At 46.8% G+C, this 17,761-nt stretch carries 15 protein-coding genes; 3 read left to right on the top strand and 12 right to left on the bottom strand.

Going from position 1 to position 17,761, the window contains the following annotated elements; genetic code table 11:
* The 5 genes from Q7C19_RS10415 to Q7C19_RS10435 all read right to left on the bottom strand — a co-directional run bounded on the left by Q7C19_RS10415 (position 1) and on the right by Q7C19_RS10435 (position 10,093).
* Positions 1-1,575 (bottom strand): S8 family peptidase, encoded by a 1,575-nt coding sequence (locus Q7C19_RS10415; protein ID WP_375092096.1) that lies wholly within the window; start codon positions 1,573-1,575, stop codon positions 1-3.
* A gap of 124 nt (positions 1,576-1,699) precedes the next feature.
* On the bottom strand, positions 1,700-4,378 hold the full coding sequence (locus tag Q7C19_RS10420) for a glycoside hydrolase family 70 protein (RefSeq protein WP_375092097.1): 2,679 nt from the start codon (positions 4,376-4,378) through the stop codon (positions 1,700-1,702).
* A gap of 202 nt (positions 4,379-4,580) precedes the next feature.
* Positions 4,581-7,880 (bottom strand): hypothetical protein, encoded by a 3,300-nt coding sequence (locus Q7C19_RS10425; protein WP_375092098.1) that lies wholly within the window; start codon positions 7,878-7,880, stop codon positions 4,581-4,583.
* 497 nt (positions 7,881-8,377) lie between these two features.
* The gene (locus Q7C19_RS10430; RefSeq protein ID WP_056064263.1) at positions 8,378-8,788 is read right to left on the bottom strand and encodes a hypothetical protein; all 411 of its coding nucleotides are present in this window, start codon (positions 8,786-8,788) and stop codon (positions 8,378-8,380) included.
* Between the two features lie 63 nt (positions 8,789-8,851).
* The gene (locus Q7C19_RS10435; RefSeq protein WP_375092099.1) at positions 8,852-10,093 is read right to left on the bottom strand and encodes a UDP-glucose dehydrogenase family protein; all 1,242 of its coding nucleotides are present in this window, start codon (positions 10,091-10,093) and stop codon (positions 8,852-8,854) included.
* A 111-nt stretch (positions 10,094-10,204) separates the two neighbouring features.
* Between Q7C19_RS10435 and Q7C19_RS10440 the strand changes: the two genes are divergently transcribed.
* Complete coding sequence (locus Q7C19_RS10440; RefSeq protein ID WP_231496907.1) at positions 10,205-10,456, top strand: hypothetical protein; 252 nt, start codon at positions 10,205-10,207, stop codon at positions 10,454-10,456.
* A gap of 68 nt (positions 10,457-10,524) precedes the next feature.
* Here the strand turns inward: Q7C19_RS10440 and Q7C19_RS10445 are convergent, their stop codons facing one another.
* The 6 genes from Q7C19_RS10445 to Q7C19_RS10470 all read right to left on the bottom strand — a co-directional run bounded on the left by Q7C19_RS10445 (position 10,525) and on the right by Q7C19_RS10470 (position 14,389).
* Positions 10,525-10,950 (bottom strand): helix-turn-helix domain-containing protein, encoded by a 426-nt coding sequence (locus Q7C19_RS10445; protein ID WP_035410570.1) that lies wholly within the window; start codon positions 10,948-10,950, stop codon positions 10,525-10,527.
* A gap of 116 nt (positions 10,951-11,066) precedes the next feature.
* Entirely contained in the window at positions 11,067-12,668 is a 1,602-nt protein-coding gene (locus Q7C19_RS10450; RefSeq protein ID WP_375092100.1) for an SdrD B-like domain-containing protein, read from the bottom strand.
* A gap of 135 nt (positions 12,669-12,803) precedes the next feature.
* A complete protein-coding gene (locus Q7C19_RS10455) occupies positions 12,804-13,118 on the bottom strand; it encodes a four-helix bundle copper-binding protein (protein ID WP_290775128.1) in 315 nt (104 codons plus the stop codon).
* Between the two features lie 96 nt (positions 13,119-13,214).
* Entirely contained in the window at positions 13,215-13,637 is a 423-nt protein-coding gene (locus Q7C19_RS10460; RefSeq protein ID WP_035410579.1) for a hypothetical protein, read from the bottom strand.
* 7 nt (positions 13,638-13,644) lie between these two features.
* Positions 13,645-14,067: a 3-hydroxyacyl-ACP dehydratase FabZ gene (gene fabZ / locus Q7C19_RS10465; protein WP_029342716.1), complete on the bottom strand. Its 423-nt coding sequence runs from the start codon at positions 14,065-14,067 to the stop codon at positions 13,645-13,647.
* A 28-nt stretch (positions 14,068-14,095) separates the two neighbouring features.
* Positions 14,096-14,389, bottom strand: coding sequence for a DNA-directed RNA polymerase subunit beta (locus Q7C19_RS10470; RefSeq protein ID WP_056064243.1), 294 nt, complete (start codon positions 14,387-14,389; stop codon positions 14,096-14,098).
* 405 nt (positions 14,390-14,794) lie between these two features.
* On the opposite strand from Q7C19_RS10470, the gene Q7C19_RS10475 reads away from it, so the two are divergent.
* Entirely contained in the window at positions 14,795-16,165 is a 1,371-nt protein-coding gene (locus Q7C19_RS10475) for a copper amine oxidase (protein ID WP_290788647.1), read from the top strand.
* Between the two features lie 92 nt (positions 16,166-16,257).
* Positions 16,258-17,190, top strand: a complete 933-nt coding sequence (locus Q7C19_RS10480) for a class F sortase (protein WP_375092101.1) — start codon at positions 16,258-16,260, stop codon at positions 17,188-17,190.
* Positions 17,191-17,405: 215 nt separating this feature from the next.
* Here the strand turns inward: Q7C19_RS10480 and Q7C19_RS10485 are convergent, their stop codons facing one another.
* Positions 17,406-17,729 (bottom strand): winged helix-turn-helix transcriptional regulator, encoded by a 324-nt coding sequence (locus Q7C19_RS10485; protein WP_035410591.1) that lies wholly within the window; start codon positions 17,727-17,729, stop codon positions 17,406-17,408.
* Positions 17,730-17,761: the final 32 nt, after the last annotated feature.

The raw sequence follows: 17,761 nt of genomic DNA on the forward strand, positions 1-17,761 counted from the left end.
TCAAGGAATCAATTTGACGGCGTTATCGGCGTTCAAACGACCGGCACCATAGCTAGTATCATAGCCTTTTTTACCGAGATCTTTCGCTGATTTCTTGAGAATACTTTCGACGCTACTTGCCTTTAAGGATGGCTTCAGACTGATTAAGAGACTGGCGACACCGGCAACGTGTGGCGTCGCCATCGATGTGCCGCTGCCATACAGCAACTCCCCATCCGCGAGGTAACTTGGAATCGAGACACCCGGCGCGACCAAATCCAGTCCTGTTCCGTAGTTCGAGAACGATGCTTTTTCGTCCTTGCGACCCGTCGCACCGACGGATAAAACATATTTCGAACGTGCCGGGTATGCGATCGTTCCGCGTCCTTCGTTCCCGGATGCCGCAACGATCAAGATGTTCTTTTTCACCGCTGCCGCTAATGCCGATTCGATCGATTTCGAAGAGGAATTGCCACCGAGACTCATGTTGATGACCCTGGCACCTTGTTTCGTCGCATGCTGGATGCCTTTGACCAGTCCCGATACTGAACCAGCCCCTGACTCATCGAGGACCTTGATCGGAATCAACGTCGTCATCGGATTGATGCCGGTCATCCCGTATGTGTTATTTCCACCCGCCGCAATGATCCCGGCGACATGTGAACCATGTCCGTTATCATCCCAGGCCGTCTTATCGCCATTGATGAAATCGTAGCCGAGATCCATCCGGACTTTTCCCGCAAAGTCGGCATACGTCGGATTAATACCGGAATCAAGTACTGCAACTTTTATCGCAGACAGCTTCTTTCCTTTGATCCGTTTTTGCATGGCGACGAAACCGATGTCAGCTCCTTTGAGACCTTTCTTTTGTCCTGTGTTCTGCAGCGACCATTGATGTTTCTGATAGGCATCGACTCCGAATGCTTGAATTGGTGCATCGAACTCTGCGAACGCGACAGCTGATGAGCGTTCGAATTTCTGTTGCGCTGCTTTCGCTTCCGCATAGGAAGCATAGACGAGTCGCTCGATTCGAAGCTCTGACGCGACCGACTCTACTTTTAAGGCGCCGAAGGCTTGCGCTCGCATTGCACCTGAGCGCGTCTGCACGAGCAGTGCCGGTTTAACCGATTGAACGGCTGCCGTCATCGATTCCTCGATCGGTTCGTAACGTGAGATATAGGCAGGAACGGAGTAGCGGTCGCCCGGATACCCTTCGAGCACTAAGTACTGTCGTCCACTCCAACTGAGTGGGAAGTAGAGCGTATCATCCGTGACTTGGTAATAGCGATTGTAGACCCGTCCCGCTTCAGCATCCGCTTTGCTCGCGAACATCGTCCCGTACGTGTTGTAATCAAGCTCGAACTCGAAGTGTGTACCTTTCGCCACAAAATCCTTCGCGTCAAAATACCAGACTGCTAATCCTTTTGAATCAAATCGTCCTGTTAAGGCACTCCCCGCTTGTTTCGAAAAGGCTGGTACTTCTTTTGCTTTCGCCAATGTCGCAGGACGAATCGCCTCTTTTTTCTCGATCGCATTGACCGGTACCGTACTAAAGATCAAACCAAGTGCTAGACTCCCTGCTATCCATGTGCGCATCATCGTTCCTCCCTCTAGGTCTTTCTTACTAATACCCAGATTAGATGGAATTATGTGGAATATAGTGAAACATTGACGCAAATCATAAAAAACACCACTCTCGTGTTGAGAGTGGTGTTTGATGTTACTTGACGGTGACTGTGAATGTTTTGACGACTTTATAGTTTCCAACTGTCGTGTATGTGACACGAATAGTCGTTTTGCCTGCTTTAATACCTCTAACGTTACCGCGTGACGAGACTTGTGCGACTTTTTTGTTTGCTGACGTATACTGAACGGCTTTGATTTTATCCGTTGCTGAAGTATAGGCAATCCGTGTCGTCTGGTTCTTCTTCAGTGTTGCTTTTGTTGCTTTCAGCGTGACGCTGTTTGCTTTTGTTTCGATCGGCAAAACCGTCTTCAAAACAAAACCATCTTTTAACGTAACCGTTGCTTCAACCGTCGTTTTCCCTGTTGCTTTACCTGTCAGGCGACCTTTTGAATCGACTGTCGCTTTTTTTGTATCGAGGACACGGTAGCGAGTCGAAGCGATTGCTGATTTTGAGTTTGCAATTGTCGTTTTCAAGTTCAACGCTTTCCCTTGGTAGACTGCACCGGCTTTGATCGTTGCGACTGGTGCTTTTATTGCTTGCGGAACGAAGACGCCGACGTACCCGTTGACTTCCGCCGTCTTGATACCCTTGACCGGAACTGTCAAGATACCGTTCTTATCCGTGACGAGTTTCGTGTTCGTGACACCACTTGCATCAACGAAGACTTGGTTCGCGTGTGTTTTACCCATGTTGACTGGAATCGTCGTATTTAGACCTGCATTTTTCCCGATGACGGTCGCGACACCCGTGTTACGGTTCTTCCCGAAGCGAACGCTTGAAATCAAATCTTTCCCAGCTTCTTTTGATGTGTTCGATGTATGGTAAGCCACGAACTGTTTACCGTACGCGTATTTTTTACGTACTTTTAAGAGATTCGTGATTTCGTCATAGTACGGTGTCGTTTTTGACATGTACGATGCATCGGTCTGGTAGAGATCACCGTAGTAGACCGTCGGAACTGTATTTTTGTTCGAAAGAAGGAACGCATACTGAGCGACGATGTTTTCCGTTGAGTATTTCTTCGTCGGACTAGCAAGCTCTTTGTTGTAGATTGCGAGTGCTTTTGCTTCTTTTTCTTTCGTGTACAGCTTCTCAAACGACTTCGGCTGATCCGTTTTACTGTACTGGGCACCCGCCTTGATGCCAAACATATCGAGCATGATTTGGTTGACGCGGTTTTTCTCTTGGTCGTGGTTATTGACAAACGACCAGTTTGGTTGAACATCTGTCGCGCCATACCCTTCACGGTCTACGACTGAGAGTTTCGCAAGATCACGAAGTGGACGTTTTTGCGAAGCTTTTAGCGCTGAACGCAATGTGAAGTACAAATCAGAGTCCATGATGAGTTGTTCGTTGTTGTTTTCCTTCATGTACGAACGTTGAGACACTTTATAGCTTTCGATATAGCTCAAGTAATCTTGTTTTCCGAAATGCGCTTTCGAGATCTCTGCTTCTGCTTTTAGAATCGCTTTATCATAGTGCGACGCCGCATCGATTCGGAATCCGTCGAACTTATACGTTTCAAGCATCCACTTCATCCAGTTCTTCTGTTCCTTGATGACTTCCGGGTTCGAGTTCGCGAGGTCAACACCGACTAGGAATTCATCATTTCTTGCCATCGTGTTATTGATCGTCTGCGTCGGCGTGCCCTTTTCATCGACGAAGAGGAACTGATCTTCTGTATCGATACCAGAGTTATCGTTTTGGAACGAACGTTCTTCTGAACCATAACCATACTCCGCTTTTGTACTCATGTATTGATTGGTTAAGTCTGCAATTTTCTTATCTTCACTAGACGTCAACAAATCTTCTTTTGATGCAAAGCCATTCTTGAGCATGAACGGAAGATAGCCTGTGTCTTTTGTGTATTGCGTCAACATCGGTTTCCAGTTATCCTCTGATACTTCATACCAGCCATCTGTCGCGAGATACGAATCGACCGTGTTGATGTGTCCCGTTTTTGCTGCTTCAAGCAACCATTCTGGCAAGTAGTTGTCCGCGTGATCGACACCAAAGAAACGGTAGGCTTTCCCGTCTTGGTCCGTCATGATCCGTCCAAGTCCCTGACCTTGAAGAGAGGTTCCGTTGAGATACGACTTGTTCCATTCTTTGATGTAGCCGTATTTCGCTTGTCCCATACCGCCACCTTTTGTGTAAGCGAGGTAAGGAGTCGCGAGGGTCTTCGTCGTTTCGCCACCTGTGAATGGATTTGCGAATGGTTTACCTGAACCCGTCGCACGACGAACATAAACTGCTTCCCGTTGACTTAGACCAAGCATTTGGTTCGGTACGAGATCCATTTGGACTTTGATGTGATCGTCATGCAACATATCGACCATCATCTCGAGTTGTGAGGCTTTTCCGTACTTCGTCGGAATCGTACCACCCGGTCCTTGCGGGAATTCACCAAGGTCATATCGATCGGCAATCGCATATCCTTCTAAATAACGAGCCATGTCAAATGAACGATAGGCAGGTGGAAGCCAGACATCCGTCACGCCCCATGTGTTCAATAAATCTCCTTTTTTCGCAAGCGTCCTGTACATGTTGCTTTCATACGGCTGGAAGAGGCTAAAGCTTTGGAAGATGACACGGTTGTCGAGTTTCTCACCTGCTGTGAATGCTTGTGCGCGTTCTGGTGCATAGGTGAGTCCACTTGTTGCGACGACTGCTGCTAACAATCCAACAGATACTTTTTTCGTTCTTCTCATGGATTAAATCTCCTTTATCTATATATGTTTTTTAATATTTCCACCTGAATTTCCAAATAACATCACATAATTTAACATTTTATTACGATGAATATAAGCCTGATTTTTCAAATTAAGTAAATAGATTTTCCAAAATGCAATCGATTGCGCTAATTCCTCGAAAAAACCTCCTTCTACCGAAGTAGAAAGAGGTTCACATTCCTTAGTTCAATCCGAGAAGAACAGCTTTCTCGTAACCACCAGTCAAGACAGAGTTGTCATACGACTGAAGATCTTTATTGACGACGATGACGTTCGACAACGTTTTCAGCGTACCAGCTGGGACTTTGATCTTCACGATATCAAGTCCGTTCGATACGATGTCATCTGAGTCAGCAAGCGAAATCGTTGTTCCGACCGGAAGTGCTTTTCCGTTCAGGACATAATTCGCTGTACTTGTCGCATCGTACATACCAGAGTACTGAACGCCCTCTGTGAATTTGATGCGAATGACATCTTTCTCGTTTTTCTCATTAGCAGTGACCTTAAGGATTTCAAATGGTGATAAGACTGGTGTTGGTGGTGTTTTCATGAGTTTGAAATCATGTGTCGCTGTCGCAACTGTGTTGCCGACATCATCAGAAAGTGATTTGACGACGACTTTCCACTCTTCACCGTAACCTTCCATGTCAACAAGCTTTTGTAGATTCTCGTTTGCTGCGACGCGGAAGTTTTTGTCTGTTGTATCCGTGTAATTAAGGACCGAACCATCGATTGTAACGATTTTTCCGTCTTTGTTTTTACCAATGAATTCAACAGTTGTCTTCGGAGGTAAGACTACACCATCACTATTAATGAGTGGCGTGTTGTACTCATCGAGATCGCGGATTTTAACAGGCTCACTCATCATAACAACGAAATCATTACTTGGTGCTAAGCGATCAATCGTGTTAATCTCAGCACTCTTCAGATCTGGTGAATTAAGAGGAGACCCATCATAGTTCAAATCAAGCACGAGTGCGTCATTCTTCTCTCCATTCGCTTCAGCCTGAATCGCATCTTTCGCGAGTGTGATGCGGAATTTATCGTTGTAGTAGTTTTCTTTCGTGTTGACGGTATCATAGATTTCCGTCCAGTCCTTCATCAACTCGATGACTGCTTCGCCCGTCTCTTTGTTATACGACGTGACGTCCACATATTTGCTGAAGTCTTCATATTTCTTCGTATTCGAGTTGTAACGCTCAAACTTCAATTCATTATCAAGCAATGCTAAGATGTTCGCTTTTTTAAGACCTTTACTGAACATGATACGGAATTGTTCAGGCGACTCAACTACAACACCAGCTGTCGGTTTAACCGTGTCTGCTGCAACTGTGAAGTCAAGGTTTTGAGTCGTACCGATATTCGTTTCATCAGAAAGCGCTGCATAGTCGTAAATGCTTGATACTTGAAGTGAGTGTTTACCCGCTGCGAAGTAACCTTGTTTAAGACCTGGATAGTTATCTTTTAAAGTGATTTTGACTGTATCACGGCGATCGATACCCATTTTATTATCAAATCCATAATGGAGGACGTCGAAGTACTTCCCGCCGTACTGACCGTCGATTTTGAAATCAGCTGTAGCAACAGATTCAGAGAATTTCACTTCGAGTTGATTCAACCCTACAGCCTTAACAGAAGTGACTTCAGGCTGACGAGCATCTGTTAACTTGAAGCTTGCTTTTGATTTGACTTCTGTATCCGTGTTGCTCGTGATTTTCGCTGTCAGCTTAACGACTGCGTTATCTTGGAGTGGTGTTTCTTTGTCCAAGATCAACTCGAATGCTTTTGGATTCGAAGGAACTGCTTTGACACCGATGACACGTTTTGTTCCCTCGAATTGTTCGATTTGGATGTTATCGTTTGCGAGGTAATCTTCTTCATGAAGACCTTGCATGACTTTATCGAGTCCAAATGATTTAAGCAGAAGTTCACGTGAGACGGCTTTATCAAGGAAGATCGTTACGCGATCTGCTTGGTTCGACTCAGCTGCAAGAACATTGATCATCTCAATTGGAGCAGGCGTCACAGCGATCGTGCTGAATTTGACTTTCGTTTCTCCAGCAATCTTACCGATTAGGTTTTTGTAATCTCCAGCTGCCGTTTCAATGATTTCTGCTTTGATGATTGCTTCGATATCTGTATTACTGAATTCAGACGTCAACAGAACCGTCGCTTTACCGTCCTGGATCGTGACACGATCTTTCGCGAGAGCACCGAATGATGTCGACAATTTCAAGACGATATCATCTGCATTTTTATCGACTTCACCCGTCGATTTGTTTTTAAGAGCGAATGTCACTTCCGTGTTATCTGCTCCGTTCGCAACGATTGTCGAAGCTTTTGGTGATACTTCTAGCATCCAAATATCTTCAACACTTTGTGTCATGAAGCTGAGCGAACCGAGATCCTTCACGACGCCACCGACCATGATTCCTTTCGCGTCAACTGAGTAGTCTTTGCCATACTCGAGTCCTTCCACTTCAAGAACGGCTGATTTCTTGTCTGGGCTAAGTGTCGCGGATTTAACTGTCGCACCTTCGATTTTGAAGTTGTCTGCTGTGACAGAGTCAACGGCACGCGAGAATGAAACTTCGACTCTCTCTTTGCCGATTGCTTTTGCTGAAGCGAGGACTGTGCTTGCAATCGTGAAGTCCATCGCAGCTGATTTGACAGCGCCGACTTTGACGACATAGCTGTGTGTTCCTTCTGGAATACCACCTTGCGATGCCATGAACTTCCCTTTCGAGAGCGTTCCTTTCGCTACGATTGGTGTAGCTGACATGTTTTTGCCTGGGTAGATCAAGAGTTCTGCCTTCGCGCCCACTGCTGGGTACATGACGTCTGCTTTGACTGAAAGCTTCTGATCATCAACGCTTCCCATGACGTTCGAGATGTTTGCTGCCTTAACTTCGTAGTTGATGTAACCTGTTACGACAGAGTTAGCACCTTTGTACGTGTAAGCTAATTTATATTTGCCTGCTTTTGAAGTCGATGGAGTTTTGAGGTTGAACTTGCTAATTGGGCGCTTGACGATGATACCTGATTTGTATTGAACGTTGATTGTGCTTGGCAATTGAACTTTTCCGCCAACAGCAACCGGTTCGAGGACTGGTTCGATGATATCTACGACATAGTTTTGAAGCTCGACTTTAAGAACTGCTTTCTTCGTCGTACCGGCTACCTTACCGTAGAGAACTTGGTATTTGTTGATGTATTTCTTTTCGAATTTGACAGAACCGCTCCACTTGACTGAGCGCATCTCATACTTGCCGTTTGAAAGTTTGACTTTGACTTTCGTCGGAAGCGTCAATTTCTTGACTGCGTATTTCGAACCACCTGCATGTTTCATCAAGATTGGAGAGATGTATTTAACCGAGACCTTCGATGCTGCATCAGCAGCAACCGGAGCTACGACAGACGCCGTGACTGCAAGCGCAGCTGCAGCAGCGTACAATTTGTTCGTTTTCTTCGAATAACCCATGTTTACTATTCCTCCTCTTTTCTAACAAATCAAAAGCGAAAATCCCAATTTTAAATCTACAATATAAGTAAAATATAGAAATATTTTACTTTAGAGCAGTCAAAAAATTCTTTAGTCGTCTTAGGAGGAGTACGTTCTGTTTCACGTGCGATCATTCGTCTATCATCAAGACGATCTATCCGTGATTCATATGTATCCGATTGGGATGAACTAAAGATACTGCCAAAACCGCTTCAAAAAGCTATTTTTATTGTAGATTCGTGCACACCACCGTTTCGTTTTTGAGAATCGGTAAGAATGCTACACGTCAAATATACAAAACTAGAAAAGACGCCACAATAGATTTTTTGTAAAAAATAGGGGAATAGTAGTAAGATAAAATATATTTATACGGGCTGTGCATGGAAATTAATTTTTGGATTTACCCCTTTAAAGAAAACGCTTACATTATATTAAATTTCTGTTTTGTTTTCGTTTTACTAAAATAAAGTTTGGTTTCATGAAATGAAATGATCCGCTTTTTCGATCGCTCGAAGAAATGATTCACGATGTAGCCGATGCACATCATCGGCCCACATCTCGATTTTTGATCCACGTCGTTTGAGTTCAATCGGTAATCCACGACCAATCCAATCAAGTTGACGTTGCAAGACATGACGCTTTCGTCCGTCCTGTCGCTCTGCTTCCGTAAACTGGCGCAAGTACTGGAGGACATAACCGAACCCAAACTCAATCGGAATCCGCAGCTCCGCTCCCTTATCTCGTATCCGGATGATGCCCGCCCCGTAATGAATTGCCCGGAACAACTCCTCATTGATACGCTGATACCAGGTACCTTGCGTCAGACAGTGCGGCTCTAGCGCTCCTTTTTTACCACTCGGTAAGACTGCGAAATAATCAATGACCATTCGTCTGCTCCTTTTCATCAAAAAAATAGGTGAGTCCGCGTGGGTCTCACCTATCATGACAGGTCAAATGGTACGATTGTTCGAAAATGATTTAGAAGGGCGTCCAATACTTTCGTATTGAACACCACCCGGATGATCCATAAACGACCAACAGTTACGTCCATCGACGACACGTGGCTGACGCATCTGACGAATGAACTGCTCTGGTGTGATAAGACGGAGTTCTTCCCACTCCGTCATGATGACGGCAACATCTGCGTCCTGTAACGCCTCTTCGACCGTTTGCTTTTGGTCGAGTAGCGTCCGTGCAACAGGGTCATATCCGGTTACGATGACACCGAATTGCTCAAGACGTGTCGCTAGTCGTAATGCCGGCGCATCACGTAAGTCATCCGTTCCTGGTTTAAAGGCGAGACCGAGTAGCGCCACGCGCAATCCTGTCCGCGGTTGGATTTTTTGTAACACATAGTCCAGTTGTGCTTCATTTGTCTTATCAGCTGCTTCGATGACGTGAAGTTGCTGATCATGCTGACGAGCGAGCGTCGTAAGTGCTGCGATGTCTTTCGGGAAACAAGATCCGCCATATCCAGCTCCAGCCCGTAAGAACGAGGAGCCAATCCGTGGATCAAGACCGATGCCTTTTGCGACATCAGAGACATCAGCACCAACTGCATCTGCTAGTCGCGCGATTTCATTGATAAAACTGATTTTCACTGCTAAAAAACTATTCGCTGCATACTTCGTCAACTCTGCCGTCGTCGGATCGACTGCGACAAGAGGAGCGGTCGTCGCAAATAGTGTCGCAAGTTCGTTTGATAAGTCTTCATCATTCGTTCCAATGACGACACGGTGAGGCTTTCGCATATCAGCGAGTGCTGTGCCCTCCCGTAAAAATTCAGGCACCATTGCAAAGCGTAACGTCGGATACTGCATCGCTAGTTGCATCGTCGTACCAGGTGGCACTGTCGATTTAATGACGACAGCCGCACTTGGTGCGATTCGTTCAATATGGGCGACGACGGCTTCTACCGCTGATAAGTCGCAACTGCCGTCCGCTTTCTCTGGTGTTCCGACAGCGACAAGGTATGTCTTTGCGACTGGATATTCCGTCGTGAACGTCATTCGATGTTGATTCGCGATTAACGCTTCTTCGATTCCCTCTTCCTTAATCGGTGGGATTCCTCGTGTCAGTTGGGCCATCCGATCAGCGTTCAAGTCGACACATGTCACGTTATGTCCATTTTCAGCCAGTCCGATGGCGGTCACAAGACCGACATATCCTGTTCCAATCACTGTCAGTTGCATTCCATCACGTCCTTCGATAGTTTCTCTGTCTCCACTATACGGGAGAGGAGAAGATTTGTGCATCGAAAAAGCTTTCCGAATACGCTATACTGGATTACGGGAATGGGAGGAATGCTCGTGGCTATCATTATCTTTTGCCTCGTCTGTCTCATTGCGTATCGGATCCGCAAGCTTCCCGAAGCACTACGGACGATTTTACTCATCCTCGGTTTACTCAGTGGATGGTTCGCGCTCTTTGAGATGATCGGCTTCATCGAAGCCAATCCGTATCTGGCTGCAATCCCGATTGGACTGGGACTTGCTTACTGGTACTGGCAACGAAAAAAGAAACAAACAAACGACAAAACCCCTTCCGCCTCGTGAAGTGGGTTTTTCTTGTAGCGAAACGAAAAAAGCGATGTCTCCTATATCGGGAACATCGCTTTTTGTCTTTACGATTGAACTTTCCGTTCAACCGCCGCAATTTTTTCTTCAATCTCTAGTAACTTCAGTTCATGCTCGAGTTCAAGACGACGTTTTTTCCGTTTCAGGCGATCGAGTTCTTCTGCGAGTGACTCTGTCGACGCTTCCGGTTTCGGGGGTGCCTGTTCCATCGATTGACGGAGTGGATCGAACAGGTTCGATTTTGCGAACTGCGCTGCTTCCGGTCCGAACATGTCTTGGATGAGCGGGAGAATCTTATTCATCGCTGTACCTGGAATTTGCGACTTCTGATCAACGAGACGTTTCAGTGCCAACTCATCGACAAGGTACCCTTTTCCGTCCTGTTCAGCATGTAATTCACCTGTCCGGATCCAGCGACGGACCGTTTCTTCTGAGACGCGTAACAATTCACTAATCTGTTTTGTCGTTAACATCGTCATCCCTCTTTCCTTTTAGTAATACCTTTACTATACACACATGTGTGCGTGTGTGTCAAAGAATACACACATCAAAAAAGAGACCTCCTTGTAGAAGGTCCCCCTGTAAATGATTAAGCTCCACGACGAACGAGTAACCAAAGACCTACGACAGCAAGACCTGCTCCTGTTGCTGCGTATGGGAATGGCTTATCTTCGCCAGCTTGTGGTAATGTCTCCGTTGCTGTTGTCGTCGACTGTTTTGTCGCAGCATCGACTGCTTTGACCGGCGTTTTTGTTGACGTTGGTGTTGTTGTTGGTTTTGGCGTTGGCTTCGCGACCGGTTCTACTTTCGCAATTTCTGCGAGCAAGATCGTACCGAGGCTACCTTCTTCGATCGTCACACCCGCTTCCGGTGATTTCCGCTCAAAGTACTTCAACAACTCATCAACCATTTCTTGTTCTTCTGGCGTCAAGGCTTCTTCATCGTTCGCCATCAATTTCATCGCTTTTGCTTGCTGAGCGAATGACTCATAATCTTCATACATTTCTTCATCCATATCCATCATTAAGTCATCCATGTCAAGGTGGTGCATCGCTTTGACCGTGTAGCCTTCTGCGACTTCCGTCTTGACTGTGTATGTACCTGGATCGAGCTGGATCATCATTAGATCATCTTTCGAAATCTTCTCTTGATAGACGTCTTTTCCTGTGATTGCATCCGTCACCGTATATGTCGCAGGAACTGTTCCTTCGTCATAATCTGGCTTTTGGTTGCCGTTCGCATCAAAGAAGTTGACGACAGCTAACCAATGCTCGAACATACCGTCAAGCTCTTCGTCGCCGTAGAGACCAGCGTCAATCACTTCCGTTTGTCCTGCGACGAGACGGACTTTTTTCGTTCCCATGTCTTCGTCGACATCGGAATCGATCGTCCGGTCGTCACCGACGTTTTGCTCGGAATAGAAGTAGTAACCCATATCATATCCGTCGACTTCCACTTCATACGTTCCTGGCTTCAAATTCTTGAAGCTGTATGTGCCGTTCTTCGTGTAGGCTTCATCGATGACATCTTCGTTCCGATTCATCAAAGAGACGAGGATATCATCGAGACGTGTTTCCTTCTCTTGACGGATCCCGTCCTCGTTCTCATCGAACCAGATCGTTCCTTCGATCGTTGCCGTCGTCGGTGTTTCGACTGGTGTCGGTGTCGCGTCATCACCTGTCTCTGGTTTTTCGGTCGTTGGTTCTTCCGATGTCGGCTCTTCCTTGACCGGGTCTTCTTTCACAGGCTCTTCCGGTGTTGGTTCTTCCTTGACGGGTTCGTCTGTCGCTGGATCTTCTGTGACTGGCTCATCCGTCTTTGGTGTCTCTGTCGTCGGTTCGTCTGTCGTCGGTTCGTCTGTCGTCGGCTCATCTGGTGTAACGACTTTACCGAATTGGACGAGAACCGTCCGCTGGCCATCTGCTGAGACGACCTTGACGACAGGTGCCGTCTCTGCCGTGAACGTCACGACCGGTGTCTCTTCGATGTTGACGTCTTTTCCTGTTACGCCGTCTTCAAAGACAAGTGCCGTCTCAGACGTGATATCGACGATGCCTGTGCCTTCAAACGTCAACGTATACGGACCTGTGCCCGTTCCTGTGACGTCCCACTCGACTGTTTCCGCATAGACCGGTAACTTCAGACCAAATGCAACAACGAGTGCCATCAAAAGTAAGCTAAGTTTTTTCATAAGTGTATGTATACTCCTATCGTGATTTAATATTACCTCCCTAAATAGTAAACAAATCCGCCAAAAATAACCAGAAGAATTCTTGAATTCCTGCTATTTTTTTATAATAAAAAAACCTCGTCCAAGGACAAGGTATTAGATAAGCTGGCGACACGCTTCTGCACATTCCGTACATGCTTGCGCACAAGCTTGGCAGTGGTCATGATCGTGTTTGCTACATTCAGTCGCACATGCTTCACAGATTTCTTGGCATGCCTTTGCAAGGACCGCGACATTTGCGCTGTTTCGAGCGATCGCTTGCAGCAATAAGCTACAGATATCGGCACAATCGCGGTCGAGTCGAATACAATCTGACATATGTCCGACATGTTCCTCGTTCAGGCAAGCATCAAAACAATGATTACAGGCGAGAATACAATCCGTCAGTCGTTGCTGTACTGCGTGATCCATATTGATTCCTCCTTTGTATAGGTTTTGATTACCCTGATGACTTAAAACAAAACAAAAATAAGACAGCATTTGGAGCAAAACGCTCACCCTGCTGTCTTATTTAACGATCTCAAGCGGAATCTCGATCCCACGCCCTGCTCCTGCATCAATGATGAGGACCGGAAGACGCTGGTCATCGAAGACTTCTTTTTCAATCGTCGTATCGGACGTATAGGTCCGGATTTCCCCCATCTTCTTTGCTTGGAAGGAGACGAACGGAAACGGAATCGATTGATTGGCGACATCGAGGCGGATATCGACCTGTTGGTCATCGAGCCGAATGTCATTTGCTGTCCGGATGACGAGACGCATCCGGTCATTTTCCGTCAGCGTGACCTGTGCGGAAATGTTCTCGGTCTGCCCCGCGCGCTTAACGGGATCTACGATGACCGTCGGGGAAGCGGTCTTCGCTTGTTCCGCGCGCTGACAACCCGGAATGACAAGTAAGGAAATCGCAAGAGGGATCAGCCAGCGTTTCATGTTGGCTTCACTTCATAGCAAACGTCAGTTCAGCGACACAGGCGACTTCCCCATCGACTGTGGCTGTGGCACGACCTTTACCGATTGGTCCACGGACCTTCGTCAATTCGACTTCGAGGCGGAGCTGATCCCCGGGAACGACTTGACGTTTGAAGCGACATCCTTCAATTCCTGCGAAGAAGGCAAGCTTCCCTTGGTTTTCTTCCATCTTCAGCACAGCGAAGGCACCGACTTGTGCGAGTGCTTCGACGATCAAGACGCCAGGCATGACATTGTATTCTGGGAAATGGCCATTGAAGAATTCTTCGTTCGCCGTCACGTTCTTGATTCCAACGGCACGTTTTCCCTCTTCGACTTCTAAAATGCGGTCAACGAGTAAAAACGGATACCGGTGCGGAATGACTTCCTTGATTTGTTCGATTGTATACATATTCGACAGCTCCCATCACTGATTAAAATTAAGATTTCATCCAAAAATCGGTGATGCGGGTCCATGTGTCGAGCTTTAACACATCCATTGCCTCGCCACCACCAAACGTCGCATAACCCACCATTGCGCCGACGATCAGTGCTACGACGATGAGAACGAGAACGATCAGTACGCGTACGATGATCGGGACTCGGCGTGTCGAGTACGCACGAAGACGTCGCTCTGATTTGTGCTCCGGATTGCCGGTTTCCTGGTTCGAAGGCTGTTGCTTCTTCAGGCGTTCACGCGTTGGCTGATCCGTGCCTGTTTGGTTTTGTACCATCTTGATCACCTTTCATTGATTCAGTCTGAGAACAGTATAGCATATTAGTACCTGGTATTAAATAGTTCCAAATTCGCTACAAAACGTGTTCCGCAATTAGTGTAACACGACCAGACAGGCAATTTCTCTAAAAAATTTTAGTTTGTGTATATAAGGAAGCAGAAAAACAGTTTCCCACGATCTGCGGGTTTTTACGATTTTTTTAAATCCAAAATGAACTGCTCGGCGTAAGCTTTCCAGAACGACGCAGCAACGGTACACCAGATGGCATGAAACATCACTTCAACAGTCTTTTGAAAAAAATAAAACTTCATGCAATCCAAATCGACCAGTGATGCGTAAGCTATTCAGAACAGGCAAGAAACACCTACCAAATAAACCAAAAAATGAGAGGAATGATTTCAGATGAAACACACGAAAAAATTCGCAGCATCAGCAATGGCAGCAGCACTCGTACTACCAGGAACGGCAGCATTCGCTTCCGGTGGCGGAGAAGACATGAAACAAGATGCACCGAAAAACGTCACGGTCAAAACGAAAGCCGCTGACCTTCGTGCCACACTCGATCAATTACTCTCTGAGCACTTCGTTCTTGCCGTCATGGACATGAAGAAACAATATGACGGTTCAAAAGACGCACAGTACTACGAAGCAGCACTCAAACAAAACGCACTCGACATGACACCAGCAATCGCTTCTGTCTACGGTGACGAAGGCGCGAAACAATTCGAGAAGATCTTCGTTGCTCACAACAAATATACGACTGACCTCGTAAAAGCCGTAAAAGCGGACGACCAAGACGGTATCAACGCTTCGAAGAAAGAAACAGAAGAGTTCGTACAAGATCTCTCAAGCTTCCTCGATACAGCAACGGAAGGTAAACTCCCGAAAGCAGCAGCTGAAGAAGTTCTCCGTGCTCACGAAGCAGACGTCTACAAAACGTTCCAACAATACGCAGCGGGTGACTACGAAGGATCGTACAACACGTTCCGCGAAGGATACAGCCGTATGTATGACATCTCAAAAGCACTCTCTGTTGCGATCACAACACAGATGCCTGAGAAATTCGACAACACGAAAGCTGACTCAAAAGCAGCAGATCTTCGTTCAACACTCAACAGCCTCGCCGCTGAACACGTTGCTCTTGCAAACCTCAGCATGACAGCTGGCGTTGACCAAGCGAAAGATTACGATGCGGCAAACTGGGCTGAAGATATGCACACAGCTGACTTCAAAGCAGCCATCAAATCGATCTACGGTCAAGCCGGTGCCGATCAATTCGAACAAGTTTGGACGAAAAATCACATCGAAGCCCAAGCGAACCTTGTCACAGCAGCCGTCAACGACGACAAGAAATTGATGGGTGACGCGCAAGATATGCTCAAAATGTTCTCGAACGACTTCGGTGCATTCCTTGGTGCGGCTACAGAAGAAAACCTTCCAACAAAAGCAGCACAAGAAGCCGTATCCGGTCACGAGACGTACGTCCAAGATACATTCATGCAGTATGTGGAAGGCGACTACAAAGGTTCTGTCGACACATTCCGTGAGTCTTACGCTTACATGTACGGCGTAGGAGCTAACCTCGGTGATGCCATCGTCAAACAATCACCAGAGAAGTTCATGGATGGTACTCCAGGATCAATGCCGAACACAGGTAACGGTGGTATGAGCGATAGCAACAACACAGCTGCAACAACTGGTGCGATCGCAGTATTCGGTCTTGCACTTGGAGCAGTTGGTCTTGTCCTCGCACGTAAACGTCAAAACGCCTAAGAAATTGGGGATACTCAATAACAGGATAGCGATCCGCTATCCTGTTTTTTACATAGAGGGAACCCCTTCTCTCGGAAAGGAGCTACGCGCACATGAAACGTTGGTTATTACCGGCGAGCATTCTTTTGATGGTCGCATCGGTCGGAACATTGCTGTTCCTCTTGTTCGGTCAATCAAAGCCGGACACATCGAACATCACGCAAGGTGATCCTAAAACAGAATCCGCGGCCTCTTCCGAGACGAAGGAAGATCCGCTCAAGCCGTCAGAAATCTTTAAGAAGGAGTTCAAAGATCTCTCGACCACAGAGGTCGAGCTCCCAAAACAACTCTTCATACCGAAACACGACATCAAGACGAAGGTCGAACAAGTCGGACTCGATCAAGACGGCGCCATGGCAACACCTAAAAATGAACAACAAGCCGGCTGGTATAAGTTCGGTCCCCGTCCAGGTGATGTCGGGAACGCCGTCATTGACGGGCATACCGATACGAAGACCGGTCCAGCTATCTTCTATAAACTGCATGAACTAAAAAAGGGCGATCCGGTCGAAGTGACGGACGCTTCCGGGCGTAAGCTCGTCTTTCGTGTCAAAGAGCTCATCCAGTACGATCACTTAAAAGCACCACTGAAGAAAATCTTTGGTCCAGCTGATACGCGGAATTTGAACTTAATCACGTGTATCGGAACATACGATGAGAATCAAGGAACGTATGATAACCGCCTCGTCGTTTTCACGGAATTAGACGAAAAGGCATCAGATCCCGTCAAGACACCACCAAAACCAGCGACGAACATCCGTGTCAGTGGTGGATTCATCAACTGGTATGCCTCAACAGATGAGGATGTCGTCAAATACAACATCTATCAAGAGAAGGACGGAAAACGCAAAAAACTCGGTACAACGGAATCAATCGAGCGTAAAGCATTCCCGCTCCCTAAAGATGCAACAGGTCGTTTCATCGTCACAGCCGTCAGTAAAGCCGGAATCGAATCAGAGGACGCGTTCAGCGCCGTCCAAAAATGATAGTAGAGCAGGAACCAACGGATGATTTGGTTCCTGCTCTACTTTTATCTACTACTCTTCAAGTTCGTTCGCTCGTTCAGAAGCATTGAAGAAGACATGCATCGCCTTGTTTTGACCCGGTTCTTTCCTGCGCATGCCATTTTTTTAGGAGGATTGCTTCAAAAAACGCAAAAAAGACCTCTGAGCAGCTGCTCGGAGGTCTAGAATCCTGCTGTTTAATATCGGATGTGCTGTTTACTCCACCGGATCGATTCCGTGAATTGTCGAACGAGGTCTTCTGCAGGTGCCGTCAAATAATAGGCCAGTCCATGCACTTTCTCAGACATCTGCTGGATGACGAGTCCGTCTTCAATCAGCTCCTGCAGTTGCTCGAGGATCTGCCCGTGCGACTGATCAATCCGTTGCTCGAGTTCCCCGATCGTCAATGCGCCATCACGCAAGAGATAAATGATGCTCGACTTCAAACTGTTCTCGAAGTTGTGTTGAAATTTTTGCAACGCCAGTAGATCGGCTTGTTCTTCGGTATGACGTGAATCCATCTGATTCTTGCCCCCTTCTCTTAGCTACCTCT

Source organism: Exiguobacterium sp. PHA03 (assembly GCF_041945985.1).
Classification (GTDB): domain Bacteria; phylum Bacillota; class Bacilli; order Exiguobacteriales; family Exiguobacteriaceae; genus Exiguobacterium_A.